This window comes from Arthrobacter sp. JUb115 (assembly GCF_004365035.1).
GTDB lineage: Bacteria > Actinomycetota > Actinomycetes > Actinomycetales > Micrococcaceae > Glutamicibacter.
In genome coordinates this window covers 68286-83779 of sequence record NZ_SOBS01000006.1, presented here as the reverse complement: position 1 = coordinate 83779, position 15494 = coordinate 68286, and the positions used below count along the sequence as shown (strand labels likewise).

The 15494-nt window shown below is 65.2% G+C and carries 15 protein-coding genes; 7 read left to right on the top strand and 8 right to left on the bottom strand.

Going from position 1 to position 15494, the window contains the following annotated elements:
• Nucleotides 1-6: 6 nt before the first annotated feature.
• From EDF61_RS11810 to EDF61_RS11800, 3 genes are all read right to left on the bottom strand, one after another.
• Complete coding sequence (locus EDF61_RS11810) at nt 7-1683, bottom strand: HNH endonuclease signature motif containing protein (RefSeq protein WP_133834228.1); 1677 nt, start codon at nt 1681-1683, stop codon at nt 7-9.
• A 62-nt stretch (nt 1684-1745) separates the two neighbouring features.
• Nucleotides 1746-2930, bottom strand: a complete 1185-nt coding sequence (locus tag EDF61_RS11805; RefSeq protein WP_286172221.1) for a class I SAM-dependent methyltransferase — start codon at nt 2928-2930, stop codon at nt 1746-1748.
• Nucleotides 2927-3601: an IMPACT family protein gene (locus EDF61_RS11800; RefSeq protein ID WP_133834227.1), complete on the bottom strand. Its 675-nt coding sequence runs from the start codon at nt 3599-3601 to the stop codon at nt 2927-2929. Before EDF61_RS11800 ends, EDF61_RS11805 begins: the two co-directional genes overlap by 4 nt.
• A 25-nt stretch (nt 3602-3626) precedes the next feature.
• Here EDF61_RS11800 and coaE point away from each other — a divergent pair, with 25 nt between their 5' ends.
• The 5 genes from coaE to EDF61_RS11775 all read left to right on the top strand — a co-directional run bounded on the left by coaE (nt 3627) and on the right by EDF61_RS11775 (nt 8473).
• A complete protein-coding gene (gene coaE / locus EDF61_RS11795) occupies nt 3627-4223 on the top strand; it encodes a dephospho-CoA kinase (protein WP_133834226.1) in 597 nt (198 codons plus the stop codon).
• A 2-nt stretch (nt 4224-4225) separates the two neighbouring features.
• Nucleotides 4226-4474: a hypothetical protein gene (locus EDF61_RS11790; RefSeq protein WP_105656691.1), complete on the top strand. Its 249-nt coding sequence runs from the start codon at nt 4226-4228 to the stop codon at nt 4472-4474.
• 72 nt (nt 4475-4546) lie between these two features.
• The gene (gene uvrB / locus EDF61_RS11785; protein ID WP_133834225.1) at nt 4547-6634 is read left to right on the top strand and encodes an excinuclease ABC subunit UvrB; all 2088 of its coding nucleotides are present in this window, start codon (nt 4547-4549) and stop codon (nt 6632-6634) included.
• A 245-nt stretch (nt 6635-6879) separates the two neighbouring features.
• The gene (locus EDF61_RS11780; RefSeq protein WP_105656689.1) at nt 6880-7920 is read left to right on the top strand and encodes a TerC family protein; all 1041 of its coding nucleotides are present in this window, start codon (nt 6880-6882) and stop codon (nt 7918-7920) included.
• Between the two features lie 100 nt (nt 7921-8020).
• Nucleotides 8021-8473: a MarR family winged helix-turn-helix transcriptional regulator gene (locus tag EDF61_RS11775; protein ID WP_133834224.1), complete on the top strand. Its 453-nt coding sequence runs from the start codon at nt 8021-8023 to the stop codon at nt 8471-8473.
• Between the two features lie 81 nt (nt 8474-8554).
• Here the strand turns inward: EDF61_RS11775 and EDF61_RS11770 are convergent, their stop codons facing one another.
• Nucleotides 8555-9841, bottom strand: a complete 1287-nt coding sequence (locus EDF61_RS11770; protein ID WP_133834223.1) for an alpha/beta fold hydrolase — start codon at nt 9839-9841, stop codon at nt 8555-8557.
• Nucleotides 9841-10329, bottom strand: a complete 489-nt coding sequence (locus tag EDF61_RS11765) for a GNAT family N-acetyltransferase (protein ID WP_133834222.1) — start codon at nt 10327-10329, stop codon at nt 9841-9843. Before EDF61_RS11765 ends, EDF61_RS11770 begins: the two co-directional genes overlap by 1 nt.
• Before the next feature lie 62 nt (nt 10330-10391).
• On the opposite strand from EDF61_RS11765, the gene EDF61_RS11760 reads away from it, so the two are divergent.
• Together EDF61_RS11760 and EDF61_RS11755 are read left to right on the top strand one after the other, a co-directional pair.
• Complete coding sequence (locus EDF61_RS11760) at nt 10392-11144, top strand: metal-dependent hydrolase (RefSeq protein ID WP_105656685.1); 753 nt, start codon at nt 10392-10394, stop codon at nt 11142-11144.
• Between the two features lie 78 nt (nt 11145-11222).
• Nucleotides 11223-12161: a phosphotransferase gene (locus EDF61_RS11755; RefSeq protein WP_166650791.1), complete on the top strand. Its 939-nt coding sequence runs from the start codon at nt 11223-11225 to the stop codon at nt 12159-12161.
• A gap of 16 nt (nt 12162-12177) precedes the next feature.
• On the opposite strand, the gene EDF61_RS11750 is transcribed toward EDF61_RS11755, so the two are convergent.
• The 3 genes from EDF61_RS11750 to EDF61_RS11740 form a co-directional block, all read right to left on the bottom strand.
• A complete protein-coding gene (locus EDF61_RS11750; protein WP_133834220.1) occupies nt 12178-12369 on the bottom strand; it encodes a hypothetical protein in 192 nt (63 codons plus the stop codon).
• A gap of 74 nt (nt 12370-12443) precedes the next feature.
• Complete coding sequence (locus tag EDF61_RS11745) at nt 12444-12911, bottom strand: NUDIX domain-containing protein (protein ID WP_105656682.1); 468 nt, start codon at nt 12909-12911, stop codon at nt 12444-12446.
• Nucleotides 12911-15445 (bottom strand): DEAD/DEAH box helicase, encoded by a 2535-nt coding sequence (locus tag EDF61_RS11740; RefSeq protein WP_133834219.1) that lies wholly within the window; start codon nt 15443-15445, stop codon nt 12911-12913. The genes EDF61_RS11745 and EDF61_RS11740 overlap by 1 nt, the downstream gene beginning before the upstream one ends.
• Nucleotides 15446-15494 lie beyond the last annotated feature (49 nt).

The following is a 15494-nucleotide window of genomic DNA, read 5'->3' as shown; positions in this document are numbered from 1 at the left end:
CGCGAACTAGGCGGCCTTGGCCATGTGGTAGCTGTTGCGCACCGGGGTCTGGGTGGGATCGACGAAGCTGGGCAGGATGACCTTGGGTACGCCATCGTCGGCAATGACCTTGATCAACCCGGCATGAACGTCATGATGATGCGTGTCGCAGAGCATCGCGCTCCAGTAGACCGCAGTGACACCGCCCTCGGACCAGAACCAGATGTGGTGGATGTTGCAGCGTTCGGGATCCATGGTGCACCCGGGAACTATGCAGCCGCGATCGCGCACCGCAACACCCAGGCGCATGTAGTTCGGATGCTTGCGCTGGCTGCGCCCGATATCAAGCAGCTCGCCCCTGCCGCCGAGCACCATCGGGATGATGCGTGCCCTGGCCAGGGTCTGGCGCAGGTCAGTTGCATCGAGCTTGAAACCGTGCTGGGTGATGCCATGGGTTCTCGCGCGGCCTTCCAACTCGTCCAAGGTCAGCATGACCACGACCTGCGGGGTGATGGTGGGGACATCCACGGTGCCTGCATCATTCCCATCGGCGCCCTTGGGGGTCCCGCCATTGCGCGCGGCATCCAGCAGCTCCTGGAGCCGCTTCGTGTTGATCTCCAGCAGATTCATCAGGCCGTTGAGGCGGCGTGCCGCGGGAGAAAGCGGTGGGGAAACAGGATCTTCGCTGGCGGCAGCTTCCTCATCGGTCAAGAAGTCCGGATGGCCTCCGGCGTCGGCCTGGTAGGAAGTGCCAGGGGCAGCATCCTGCTCTGTACGTTGTCCTGGAGACTGGGCAAAAGCCTCCCGTGCGGCTTGGCCGGAACCGGAGCGGGGATTGTCGCTTTGCGAAATGCCCGATTCGAAGAGTTCTGCGCGCGTAGGGCGCAGGGCGAGGTCGTAGTGGACCAGGCCGCCGCGTTCGCCCCGCCGGTACAGGCCTTCCTGGGCTTCGGGCCGCTTCTTGCCCAAGCGTTCCTTCTGGGATTTCAGGAAGCTGTTGACCAATTGCCTGCGGGTGCCGGGGTCGGGCTCGTCCAATTGCTGGTTGACGATGGATTCCAGCAACTCGCCATCTTCGGTGAGCGCCGAGGCGGTGGCCGGTGCGGCGTATTCGTCGCGTTGGGGTTCCAGAGCGCCCAGGCGCCGGGCCGCGCTGAGCACTTCGGCTGGCGGCTGGCGCAGATCGGCGAAGCGCCGCGCCAGCAGCGGGAACTGTGCCTGGTGCCGCTGATGCTGGTAGTCGTATTGCGCAAAGACGTGGCTGGCGGACTGGATGCGGCGCTTGGCCTCGAAATGGTCGGTGCGCAGCCAAGATGCCAGCAGTGCCGCAGGGCCGGTGAAGCTGGGCCGCATTCCGGTGCGCTGGGCAGGGACGGAGAAATCGGTGGTGCCCTGGCGGGCCGCGGCGAGTTCAACCTGGGCCAGGGTGTGCGCCGCGGTGTCATCGACCAGGTGGGCTGCGTAGATCTGGGTGCGAAGGGCCTGGTGGGCCGAAGCTTCAGCCGCGGTGGCCAGGGCCAAGGCGTAGCGCGGATCGTGCAGGTAGTGGGGTTCGGGGCCGGTGGCTGGATCGGGGCAGAGCAGGGTCTGGTGCAGGACGGGGATGAACGCGGCGACGGCCAGGGCGTCGTCCACCGCGAGGGCCGGCGCGTCCTTGATCGCTTGGGCAAGCCCGGCTAGCGCCTGGCTGACAGTTCTGTTCATGGCCCCAGCATGCGCCAAGCGGTGCGCGGCGTACCGGCCGGCAATACGGCCTGTGGAAAAGCCTAGTGCGCGCGGTTGGATGCAGTCACGGTGAAGGTCCTGTCGCGGGCCAGCTGTTCGGTGGGGCCAACGCGGCGGGCCAATTCGCTGCGGTAGCGCAGGTGCGAGTTGAACACGCACAGCAGGGTGCCTCCGGGAGCGAGCACGCGGGCGGCGTCGTCGATCAGCTTGAACGCGATGTCGGCGGTGACGGTGTTGCCGATGTGGAAGGGCGGGTTCAGCGTGACCAGGGTGGCGCTGGCGTCGGGCAGGCGGCCCAGGGCGTCATCCTGCACGGCGGTGATGCGTCCGGCCAGGTTGTTGCGTTGCGCGGCGGCCAGGGTGGAGGCGACCGCGGAGGCCGAATGGTCCGAGGCGTCCACGCGCAGCTGCGGGTTTTCCAACGCAGCGCAGATGCCGATCGCGCCGTTGCCGCAGGCCAGATCGACCAGCGTGGCGTGCCCGGAGAGGTCCGGAAGGTTTTCCAGCAGCAGCCGGGTGCCTGGATCCAGCCGGGCGGCACCGAAGGTCCCGGCACCGGCATGCAGCGTGAAGCTGGTGCCGCGCACCTGGTGGGTGGCAGTGGCCGGGAAGCTGCTGGCGGGCTGTTCGTCACGCGGGGTGCTGGCTGTGAGCACCCGGGATTTCTGCCGGGCCAGCGAGACATCGACGCGGGTGAAATGCGCCGCGAGCACCTCGTTCATGGAACGGCTCATGTGCTTGATGCGGCCACCGGCGAAAAGCTTCGCGCCTGGATCGGCGACGGCAGCTGCCGCGGCGGCCTGTTCTCCCAGCACGTCCAGTCCGCGAGGCAGGGCCAGCAGGATCGAACTGGCGCCCTGGGCGACCTGTTCCAGGGTGCAGAATTCGAGGTCTCCGGCCCGCTCGGGCATGAGCCGGGCGAGGTTGGCCTCGATGGCCCGGCGGGCGGTGAGCGAATCGGTGTGCACGCGCACGCTCGTGCTGCCTAGTGCCAGCGCGCCCAGGGCCAGCGCGCCGTAGTGGTCGCCGATGACCGCAATGGCATCCGGCCAGCGGTCCGAGGGTCCGGCCGCGGCGGCGCAGGTGTCCAGGATGAGCCGGTCGCAGGCGTCGGCGGCGTAGAGGTTGGCGGCTTCGACATCGGGCCAGCGGCGCAGGGCGGGGAGCAGGGCCTGGAGGCTGCTGGCGGCAGCGGGCGTGCCTTCGGGATTGGCGGCGGAGTTCAAATCAGATCAACCCATTGCGTGTTGGCTGCGGCCAGTTCCCCGGCGCCGGAGGTGAGTGCGGCGATGCCGGTGCGCAGCTGCGCGGCGGCTTCGGGAGTGTCCGGGATGCCGATCTGCACGATTGCGGCATCGGCCTGCCAGAGGGTCGGCTCGACCTGGTAGCAGGCGGCGCGCAGCTCGTTCTCGTAGCGGGCCGCGTCGGCGTGGGCGGCGGGGAAGGTGAAGATCCGCATGCGCTGGCGCAGGTGCAGCTGCGCATTGTCCAGCCCGGAAGATACCGCCTCGGAATATGCGCGGACCAGTCCGCCGGCGCCAAGCTTGATCCCGCCGAAGTAGCGGACCACCACGGCCAGCACGTCCGAGAGCACGCTGCCGTCGGCGATTTCGCGCTTGGCCAGGGCATCGAGCATCGGGATGCCGGCGGTGCCCGAGGGCTCGCCGTCGTCGTTGGAGCGCTGGGCCATGCGATCGGGGCCCAGGATGAACGCGCTGCAGTGGTGGCGGGCATCGAAGTGGGTCTTGCGCAGGGCCGCGATCTGCGCGCGGGCGGCGGCCTCGGTTTCGACCCGGAAGAGGTAGGTGATGAATCGCGAACGCTTGATTTCCAGCTCGTGCACGCAATCGCTGGTCAAGGTCGTGTACCGTGTCGCGGCCGAGTCGTTGGTGTTCATCCCTCTTAGTTTATAGGGTGGGAACATGATGCATGTGGGACTGACCGGGGGAGTGGCCTCCGGAAAATCTGCGGTCTCGGCCAAATTGGCCGCCCTGGGAGCCGTAGTCATCGATGCCGACGCGTTGGCGCGCCAGGTGGTCGAACCCGGCACGCCCGGGCTGGCTGCGATCAAGGACACGTTTGGCGAAGCCGTTTTGCTGGCCGACGGGTCGCTGAACCGTCCCGCATTGGGCGCGATAGTCTTCGCCGACGAGGCGGCGCGGGCCAAGCTCAACGCGATCGTGCACCCGCTGGTGCGGGAGCAAGCGGCGAAGCTGCGCCAAGGAGCGCCAGCCGGCTCGCTGGTGGTCGAGGACATCCCGCTGCTGGTCGAGACCGGCCAGCTGGACAGCTTCGACGCGGTGGTCGTCGTGGCCGCCCCGCACGCCGAACGCATCCGCCGCATGGTCCAGGACCGCGGCTGGACCCGGGAAGATGCCGAGGCCCGGATGGCCGCGCAGGCCACGGATGACCAACGGGCGGCCGTAGCCGACTACCTGCTGGATAATTCCGGTACCTTGGAAGAACTGGAGGCGCAGGTTTCTGCCCTCTACCGCCAATTGGCGCCAGCACAGGAGTAGGAATGTACAAGATCTGCAAGTGGAGCACCCTGATCGCTTTCGCCGTCGCCCTGGTGCTGTGGCTCGGTTTTGGCGGCCGCGCCGAATTCGTTGCCAGCGAATCCGGGCCGTATTCGCCGGTGGTCTACATTTCCGGCTGCCTGGCCTTGCTGGGGCTGATTGCCGCCACCATCATGACCGTGGGATTCTTCGGCAGCAGCATCCAGCGCACCGTCAAGCGCAATGCGATCCGCTACGGGATGCGCAAATAGCACCCCGGATTTAAGCTGAAAGCTGGCTAGGGCGCGGCCCCAACGGTCGGGGCAAGTGGATATGCTGGAAGCATGAGTCTTGCACAGCCGATCAAGCGCGTGGTCGCCCCCTTCGAAGTCATCAGCGAGTACCAGCCTGCCGGCGACCAGCCGCAGGCCATCAAGCAGCTGACCGAGCGGATCAATGCCGGAGAGAAGGACATCGTGCTGCTCGGTGCCACCGGTACCGGCAAGTCCGCGACCACCGCCTGGCTGGTGGAGCAGGTGCAGCGCCCCACCCTGGTGCTGGTGCAGAACAAGACCCTGGCCGCCCAGCTGGCCAACGAGTTCCGCGAGCTGATGCCCAATAACGCGGTGGAGTACTTCGTCTCCTACTACGACTACTACCAGCCCGAGGCCTACGTCCCGCAGACCGATACCTTCATCGAGAAGGACTCCTCGATCAACGAGGAAGTCGAGCGCCTGCGCCACTCGGCCACCAACTCCCTGCTCACCCGCCGCGACACCATTGTGGTCGCCACCGTTTCGTGCATCTACGGCCTGGGCACTCCCGAGGAATACGTGGCCGGGATGGTCACCGTGCGCACCGGCGAGGAACTGAACCGCGACGCGATGCTGCGCCAGTTCGTGGCCATGCAGTACACCCGCAACGACATGGACTTCCACCGCGGCACCTTCCGCGTGCGCGGGGACACGGTGGAGATCATCCCGATGTACGAAGAGCAGGCTGTGCGCATCGAGTTCTTCGGCGACGAGGTGGAAGCGATCCACACCCTGCACCCGGTCACCGGCGAGGTGATCCGCGAGGAGACCGAGATGTACATCTTCCCGGCCAGCCACTATGTGGCCGGTGCCGAGCGGATGCACAAGGCGATCAAGCGGATCGAGGACGAGCTGGCGGTGCGCCTGAAGGAGCTGGAATCGCAGAACAAGCTCGTCGAGGCCCAGCGGCTGCGCATGCGCACCACCTACGACCTGGAAATGATGGAGCAGATGGGTTTCTGCAACGGCATCGAGAACTACTCGCGCCATATCGACGGCCGCGATGCCGGCAGCGCCCCGCACTGCCTGATCGACTATTTCCCCGATGACTTCCTGCTGGTGATCGACGAGTCGCATGTCACCGTGCCGCAGATCGGCGCCATGTACGAGGGCGACATGTCCCGCAAGCGCACGCTGGTGGAACACGGCTTCCGCCTGCCAAGTGCCATGGACAACCGCCCGTTGAAGTGGGACGAGTTCCTTGAGCGCATCGGGCAGACCGTCTACCTTTCGGCCACCCCGGGCAAGTACGAGCTGGGCAAGTCCGACGGGTTCGTGGAGCAGATCATCCGCCCCACCGGGCTGATCGACCCTGAGATCATCGTCAAGCCCACCAAGGGCCAGATCGATGACCTGCTCGATGAGATCCGCACCCGTGTGGATCGCGATGAGCGCGTGCTGGTCACCACGCTGACCAAGCGCATGGCCGAGGACCTGACCGACTACCTCACCGAGCACCAGGTGCGGGTGCAGTACCTGCACTCCGATGTGGACACGATCCGCCGCGTGGAGCTGCTGCGCGAGCTGCGCATGGGTTCCTTCGACGTGCTGGTGGGCATCAACCTGCTGCGCGAGGGCCTGGATTTGCCCGAGGTTTCGCTGGTCGCGATCCTGGATGCCGACAAGCAGGGCTTCTTGCGTTCGGCCACCAGCCTGATCCAGACCATCGGCCGTGCCGCGCGTAACGTCTCGGGCCAGGTGATCATGTATGCCGACAAGATCACCGATGCGATGGACCAGGCGATCGAGGAGACCAATCGCCGACGGGCAATCCAGGAAGCGCACAACAAGGAGCACGGGATCGACCCCACGCCGCTGCGCAAGAAGATCGCTGACATCACCGACCAGCTGGCGCGTGAGGATGCCGACACCCAGGAACTGCTGAACAACAACCGGTTGGCGAAAAATGCCAAGCGCACCAAGGCCTCGTCCACCGTGCGCAAGGACGGACTGGCCGCCGCCCCGGCCGAGGACCTGCTGGCCCAGATCGGGGAGATGACCGAGCAGATGCACGCCGCGGCCGCCGAGTTGCAGTTCGAACTGGCCGCCCGGATCCGTGATGAAGTGTCCGAGTTGAAGAAGGAATTGCGCCAGATGAAGGCTGCCGGGCACGCGTAGCCCTGCTGCTGTCCGGCGCAGTATTGGGACATGCGCCGAGCCTGTGCAGTTCCTGTGCGCTACACTTGATCACTGGACGTAGGGGAGTATCCCAATGCTGTGGACGTCAACACGCGAACCAATGATGTTTCGCCGGGCACAGCAGCCGATCACTGAGCCAGCTATCTAAGCGTTTCGAATTCTGGTGTGGCGGCGGAGAGACTTGCGGCGATTTTCCATACCCTCCAACGAAAGGTCGCTCGTCCGTGGGCACTAATGGGTTAACTATTCAATTCGAGATCATCGCGCTGATTGTTCTGTGCGCGGTGCTCATCGCAGACCTGCTGTACGTCACCAAGCGTCCGCACATTCCTTCCATGAAGGAAGCAGGCATTTTTGTCGGCATCTACATCTCCTTGGCATTGATTTTCGGTGCCGTGATCTGGACGCAGGCCGGACCGCAGCTCGGCCAGGAATTCTACGCCGGCTGGGTCACCGAATACGCGTTGTCGGTGGACAACCTGTTCGTCTTCATCATCATCATGGCGCGCTTCTCGGTACCGCGTAAGTACCAGCAGGAAGTGCTGATGTTCGGCATCATCATCGCGTTGGTCCTGCGCGCAATCTTCATTGTGCTCGGCGCCGCGATCATCGAGCAGTGGTCGTGGGTCTTCTACATCTTCGGCGCGTTCCTGCTGTGGACCGCATGGAACCAGCTCAAGGACGAGGATGAGGACGAGGAAAGCGGCCTGGTCAAGAAGCTGACCTCCAAGCTGCCGATTTCCAAGGACTTCGATGGCGCCAAGCTGCGCACCGTGGTCGACGGCAAGAAGCTGTTCACCCCGATGGTGCTGGTCTTCGTGACCATCGGCATGACCGACCTGCTGTTCGCCTTCGACTCGATCCCGGCGATCTTCGGCCTGACCAAGTCCGCGTTCATCGTGTTCACCGCGAACATCTTCGCGCTGATGGGCTTGCGCCAGCTGTACTTCCTGCTCGGTGGCCTGATGAACCGCCTGGTCTTCCTGAAGCACGCACTGAGCTTCATCCTCGCTTTCATCGGCGTGAAGCTGGTCTTCCACGCCCTGCACGAGAACAGCCTGCCGTTCATCAACGGCGGCGAGCCGCTGCATTACGCGTGGCTGGATATTTCCGTGGGTGTTTCGCTGCTGGTCATCCTGGGCGCGATCGTTATCGCAACCGTGCTGTCGCTGTGGAGCCCATGGGGCAAGCGCGCAGCTGCTTCGGCTGAAGCCGCGGAGCTCGCCGGCGCAGCGGAAGCTGCAGAGCAGGACGCCGCCAAGTAATCCGCACAATTACCCGCCGGGATCAGTTGCTTCCAACTGGCCCCGGCGGGTTTTCCGTACCCGCATAGTGTGCCTATGCTGTTCTGCTAAGGTATTTTCCATGAGCGACCTATCGACAGAAGCCAGTGGCATTGCCACCGGCGTAGCACTAGCGTCGGGCACCATGTCCCGGCTGCTTGGACGCGCGGCCGGGCAAGGCCGATCGGTGACCGCTTGGCGGGTGCTTTCCACCCTGGACCGGTTGGGCCCCCAGCGCGTGGGAGACTTGGCCATCGAGCAGCGCGTGGCCCAGCCGACCATGACCGGTCTAGTCATCCGCATGGAAAACGACCAGTTGGTCCAGCGCCAACCGGACCCTGGAGACGGGCGCGCCAGCCTGGTGAGCCTGACCGGCGACGGCAAGGAGGCCATTGAAGCCTACCGGCAGCGCGCGATTTCCTCGCTGGCCGGCGGCATCGATTCCTTCAGCGCCGAGGAACGGCGGATTCTGGCGGAGGCTGTGCCGCTGCTGCAGCGATTGAATGACCAGGTTGCCGCGAAGCTGGACCATTAGCAGCACTCGGCTTAACGCGCAGGGCGCTTGAATCCCCGTGGGATTCAAGCGCCCTGCGCGTTAACGTAACCGGTGCGCGGGCTAGCTGTCCTGGGCCGCGGCGCCCGGGTCTTCGCCGTTGGCCATGGCCAGCAGCCGGCGGAAGATCGCCGGGCCATCGTCGCCGATGCCGTCATGGTGGAATTGATCGGTCACCCAGGTCTGCAACCCGGCCACCTGCGAGGCGGTGCGCAGCGAGAGCTCGCGGTCCACATAGACGTCGTCATGGTAGACCGCGGCGGCCACAGGCACGGTGTTCTTGGCCAGGACGTCCAGATCGTAGAGCGGGCCGAAGCCTTCGTGCTCGGCCAGGATGCGGGCCACGTCCTCCAGGGGGCGCAGGGCTGGATCTTCGGCGAAGTGCCAGCTGTAGATCATCTCGCCGGTCAGCAGCGGGGTCGCCGCGTGGCGGGTGAAGTCGGCGAACTCCGGCAGGACTTGTTCGGCCGCGAAATTGGTCGGCTCGCCTTGGGCGTAGATGGTTTCATGCATCAGCGCATAGAGCGGGTTCGAGGCGAAAGAGCTCTGGGCCAAGAGCGCTTCGAGGAAGTTATCCGAGAGGCGGTCGCCGCCCGGGGTGTGGCTGAAGGCCTCCTCGAAGATGTGATGCAGCAGGTGCACCCGGGTGTTTCCGCCCAGGTACATGCCCAGCATCTGCACCAGCGGCACGGTGACGCGCTGGCCGTTGGGCAGCAGCTCATCGTCATTGGTGCGCACATGCTCGTAGATCCTGTGCAGGGTATGGAAGTCCTCGGGGTACCAGGAGAAGTACTCGCGGTTGCGTTCTGCCATCCGCTGGTAGGTGGCGCGGTAGACGGTCTTCGCGTCGGCATCCAGCGAGGCCAGCCCGCCGGTGACCAGGCAGCGGGTGAGCGACTGCGGGAAGAGCGAGAGATAGGTCAGGGTGCAGAACCCGCCGTAGCTCTGCCCCAGAGTGCTCCACTGCTCGATGCCCAGGTGCTCGCGCAGGGCTTCGGCGTCGCGCACAATCGAGTCGGCGCGGAAATGCGAGAGATAGCGGGCCTGGGCGGCCGAGTCCCCGCGCAGCGGCAGGGACTTGCGGTTAGCCGGGGTGGACAGCCCGGTGCCGCGCTGGTCCAGCAGCAGCACGCGGAAGTGCTTGGTGGCTTCGGCCAACCACCCCGACAAGGAACCGGGGCGCGGGGACTTGCCCCCGGGACCGCCCTGCAGGAACAGCAGCCAGGGCTTGGCCGTGCCGGTGCTGATCTCGCGGGCGAAGACCGAGATCTTTTCGCCCTGCGGATCGGCGTGATCCAGTGGAACCTCGATGCGATGGTCGGTGACATCCATACCGCGGTAATGGCGCATTAGCTCGCTCCTTGCATGCCAAGTTGTTGCAGTGCTTCGCCGTCCAGGCGCCGGGTGCTCCAGCCGTCCATGGAACTGGAACCGATGGCGTCGTAGAACCTGATGGCCGGCTCGTTCCAATCCAGCACTGACCATTCCAGGCGCTTGTAGCCGCGTTCGACGCAGATCTGCGCCAGCGTGCGCAGCAACGCGGTGCCGGTGCCTGAACCGCGCTGGGATTCGCGCACATACAGATCCTCCAGATGGATGCCGTGCCGGCCTTCCCAGGTGGAGTAGGTCAGATACCACAGGGCCATGCCCCTGAGCGTCCCTGTTTCATCCTCGGCAACATGGGCGAAGACCTGGGGATTGGGGCCGAACAGATGGGATTGGAGGTCTGCTGCGGTGTTGAGCACCGCATCAGGTTCCCTTTCATAGTCGGCCAATTCCTGGATCATCGCCAAGATCTGCGGGCAGTCGCCCGGAACAGCTTCACGCACAATACTCATGTGTTCCAGCTTACCTCCGTCGCACCGCTAAAACGTCGGTGACCAGACCTAAGGTTGAATGCATGATGGGTGGACACCACGCGGTGAGCGGCGCAGCCGCATGGTTGGCAATTACAACTGACGTCACCGTGGGTTCGGTGAACCTGGGGCTGGGAACTTTCCAGATGGACCGCTGGGAAACCCTGGCCGGCGCGATCGTCTGCGCTGGCGCGGCCCTGCTGCCCGACGCGGATCACCATGGGGCCACGATCGCCCGCTCGCTGCCCCCGTTCTCCAGCATTTTCACGCGGATTGTCGGTTCGGTTTCGGGTGGGCACCGCAACGGAACCCATTCGCTGATCGGCATCGCCTTCTTCATCTTCCTGGCCTGGCTGGCCAACGGCTGGGATGTGCAGACCGCGGCGTTGGGCACGGTCTACCCGGCCGCGGCGCTGTTCGCGATCCTGCTGATTTCCTTCGCGGTGAAGACCATGAAATTCATGCCGCCGCTGCTGTGCTGGATTATCGCCTTGGCCGCCGGGACTTTCGTCGGGATGAATGCGCCGGAGCAGAACCTCTGGTTCCTGATGGCAGTCTCCCTGGGCGCGATCGTGCACGTGCTGGGCGACATGCTGACCATCGGCGGCTGCAATCTGCTGTGGCCGATCAAGATCGGCTCGCCGCGCTGGTTCCGCCGGCTGCCGCTGATTGGCGGCTGCTGGAAGTCCAATGGGCGGGTGGCATTGCCGATTCTGGCCGAGACGGGCTCCACCGCCGAATGGCTGCTCGCGACGCTGCTCACTACCTATGTGGGCATCGCGCTGATCGTTGCCTGACAGCCGCTGGCCCGCTACCGGCTTGTCGCATTGAAACGCGCTTGGGCTGGAAGCCGGTGATCTGGCATGATCCGTACCATGCAGATTCAATTCACCCGGCGCATCACCTGGCATCAGCTTCCCGGCGAACTGCGCGCACGGATCGAATCGCACCTTGGCTCCCGGGTGATCCGGGCGCAAAGCCAAGCCTCGGGATTTTCCCCGGGCAGCGCCGATCGGCTGCTCACCGCCGATGGCCAGAGGGTCTTCGCCAAGGCGGTGCATCCGGGCCTCAGCGCGCCGGCCACGGCATTGCACGCCCGCGAAGCGGCAATAGCGGCCAAGCTCCCGGCGGCCTTGCCGGTTCCGCAGTTCCTGGGGCGCATCAGCTGGCAAGGCTGGGAGGCCTTGGTCTTCGCTGAAGGCCCAGGGGCCAGCCCGCAGCTTCCCTGGCCGGCCGGACAGCTGGAACGGGTACTGGACACGCTGGCGCAGCTGGCTCATCAGGCCCCTTTTTCCTTGATCGAGCTGCTGCCGCCGCTGGAAGAGGAACTGCGCGAGGACGTAGCCGGTTTTGCGCGGATCATGCAGGACGGCTGGCTTCCAGCTGATCCCTGGGTGGCGCAGAACCTGGAAGAACTCCATGGGCTGGCCATGGACGGTATCGGGGCGCTGGCCGGAGACCAGCTGGTGCATTCGGATCTGCGCTCGGACAACATCCTGCTGGGAGACGGCGGAGAAGTGCTGCTGGTGGATTGGCCGTGGGCTTCGCGGGGCGCCGCATGGTATGACGCGTTGACGGTGCTGGTTGAAGCGCGGATCTTCGACCCGGCGCTGGATGCGGACGCCATTGCCGCCTCCCACCCGATCTTCGAATCGGTGGGCGCGGACGCGGTCAGCGCGGTCTTAGCTGGACTGGCCGCCTACTATGTGGACGCGGCGCGCAGGCCCGAGGTTCCGGGACTGCCCACGCTGCGCAGCTATCACGCGAAGCAGGCGGCCGCCACCGGTGGATGGCTCAAGGCGCGGCTGGCCTAGTTGGCGATTGCAGAGGCTAGCCGAACCGGGCCGGCGTGGCATTTTCCCCGCGGTAGACCAGGGCCAGGCCCAGGACCAGCGAACCGAGCTGGACCAAGGTCGCCAGCCACGCGCCGGAAGCAAAGAGCTCGGACCAGCCGCTGAGCAGCCCGACCAGGACCAGCAGCAGGAGGCCTGCCCCGAGCAGGCGAAGCTTGTACCCGTTCATGGCCATACCCTACGGCACTGTCCGCAGCATTGCCACCGGACTCCGGGAAAATGCCTCGGGCATCGAGTGCGCGACTAGCCCCGATGCCGGGGCCGGTCCAGCGCCGTGCCGGATCCCATGCAGATAATTGGCGGCAAGCCGGAATCCAGCCGGGAAAGTACCAGGTGTTCCTGCGCAACGAGGTTCTGCGGCAGGGCATCGAGCGGGAACCAGCGAAGCTCGCAGGCTTTCTCCGGTTCCATGAGGCGCGGAGTACCGTCCCACTGGCGCGCCAGGAAGAAGAAATCCACAGGGGATTGGGCGCCGCTGCCCGCTTGCAGGTAGCGGTGCACCGTGCACAGCGGCTGGAGCTGGTCTGCCGCGATCCGGATGCCCAGTTCCTCACGGGCTTCGCGAACGGCGGCGGCAACGGCAGCCTCGCCGGGCTCAACGTGCCCGGCGGCCGCCGTGCTCCAGAACCCGTCCATGTAGCCGGTTCCCGACCTCAGTTGAAGCAGGACTTCGTCGGCGCGCCGCAAGATGGCGTAGCTGATGGCGGGCATCAGGAGTCCAGGCGGCCCACCGAAGTCACCTTGACCACAGGTTCGCCGGCCTCGTCCGAGTCATCCAGCGAGATGGTGGCGGTGATGCCCCAGTCGTGGTGCTCGGATGGGTCGGCGAAGATCTGGCGCACCTCCCAGGTGCGCTGGGGCATGTCCTTGATGATGAACAGCTTCGAGCCGCGTCCGGCGGGACCGTCGTCGATGTCCTCGTGCTCGTCGAAGTAGTCGTCCATGGCATCGGCCCAGGTGTCCGCGTCGAAGCCGCTATGCCCGTCGAGCTCGCCCAGGGCCTTGTCCTGCTCATCGGCGAAGAGCTTCACCCGGCGGAACATCTCGTTGCGGACCATTACGCGGAAGGCGCGCACATTGCTGGTCAGCTTTTCCGGTGCCGGAGGCGGTGCGGTTTCGGTTGCCTCGCTCAGCTCGCCGCGGGAGAGCTCTTCCCATTCGTCCAGCAGCGAGGAGTCGATCTGGCGGATCATCTCGCCGAGCCATTCGATCAGGTCTTCGAGGTCCTCGCGCAGCGCGTCCTGGGGAACGGTCTGTCGCAGGGCCTTGTAGGCATCGGTGAGGTAGCGCAGCAGCACGCCCTCGGAGCGGGCCAGCTGGTAGTACTGGACGAAATCGGAGAAGCCCATGGCGCGTTCGTACATGTCGCGCACGATCGACTTCGGCGCCAGTTCGAAGTCCGAGAGCCACGGCGCGCCGGAGCGGTACTGCTCGAAGGCGCTTTCCAGCTTCTCGGCCAGCGGCATCGCATAGGTGATTTCATCCAGTGCGTTCATGCGGTCGTTGTAGTCCATGCCTTCGGCCTTCATCGCGGCGATGGCCTCGCCGCGGGCCTTCTTCTCCTGGCCGGAGAGCACCTGGCGCGGCTTTTCCAAGGTCGCCTCGATCACCGAAACGACATCCAGCGCATAGCTGGCCGAATCCGGATCCAGCAGGTCCAGGGCGGCCAGCGCGAAGGGCGAGAGCGGCTGGTTCAGCGCGAAGTTCTGCTGCAGGTGCACGGTCAGCTCATAGTAGTTGCCGTATTCGTCTGGCTCATTGCGGCGCACGACCACCTCGGTGGCGATCAGTTCGCGCAGGATTCCCAGGGCGCGCAGCTTCAGCTTGCGCTGGGACGCCGGGGTCTCGTGGTTTTCGCTGAGCAGGCGCTGGGCGGCCTCGAACGAATTGTCCTCGCGCTCCAGCAGGTTCAGCAGCATCGAGTGCGAGACCTGGAATGAGGACTTCAGCGTCTCGGGGGCGGCCTCGACGATCTTCTCGAAGGTCTTCTCGCCCCAGGTCACGAAGTTCTGCGGCGGCTTCTTCTTCGGGATCTGCTTGAGCTTGGAAGAGCCCTCGCCGTGCTTCTTCAGCGCCTTTTCCATGGCCTTGTGGTTCTCGATCGCATGCTCCGGAGCCTGCACCAGCACGGTGCCTGCGGTATCGAAACCTGCGCGGCCCGCGCGCCCGGCAATCTGGTGGAATTCGCGGGCGTTCACGATGCGCGTACGGGTGCCGTCGAACTTGGACAGCGCGGTGATCACCACGGTGCGGATCGGCACATTGATGCCCACCCCCAGGGTGTCGGTGCCGCAGATGACCTTGAGCAGGCCGGCCTGCGCCAGCTGCTCGACCAGGCGGCGGTACTTGGGCAGCATGCCGGCGTGGTGGATGCCGATGCCGTGGCGCACCAGGCGGTTCAGCGTCTTGCCGAACCCGGCGGCAAAGCGGAATCCGCCGATCATCTCGGAGATCTTTTCCTTCTCCTCGCGCGTGGCCACATTCACGCTCATCAGCCCGGTGGCGCGGTCGATGGCATCGAGCTGGGAGAAGTGCACGATATAGATCGGCACCTGCTTGGTCTTGATCAGTTCCTCCACGGCCTCCTGCACCGGCTCCATGGAGTAGTAGAAGTGCAGCGGGATTGGGCGCTCGGTGTGCGCGACGGTCACCGTCGGGGTGCCGGTGCGCTCTTCGAGTTCCTGCTCGAAGCGGGTGACATCGCCCAGGGTGGCGCTCATCAGCAGGAACTGCGCCTGCGGCAGTTCGATCAGCGGCACCTGCCAGGCCCAGCCGCGCTGCGGATCGGCGTAGAAGTGGAACTCGTCCATGATTACGCAGCCCACGTCCGCCTTGGAGCCTTCGCGCAGGGCGATGTTCGCCAGGATCTCAGCGGTGCAGCAGATGATCGGGGCGTCGGCGTTCACCGAGGAATCACCGGTGACCATGCCGACGTTCTCTGCGCCGAAGATCTTGCACAGGTCGAAGAACTTCTCGGAGACCAGCGCCTTGATCGGCGCGGTGTAGAAGCTGATCTGGTCTCGGGCCATGGCGTAGAAGTGGGCTGCGACGGCAACCATGGACTTGCCCGAGCCGGTGGGGGTGGCCAGGATGACGTTGTTGCCGCCGGCCAGCGCCATCGACGCTTCGTCCTGTGCGGGGTAGAGGTTGATGCCACGGGTTGCGACCCATTGGCCGAAAGCCTCGTAGATTTCGTCGTCGGATACGTTCTTGGCGTCTGCTGGCAGATAATCGGTGAGCAACATGATGTTCCTAGCCTATCGGTTGAGAACTATGACTGGGGGCTAGTTGTTG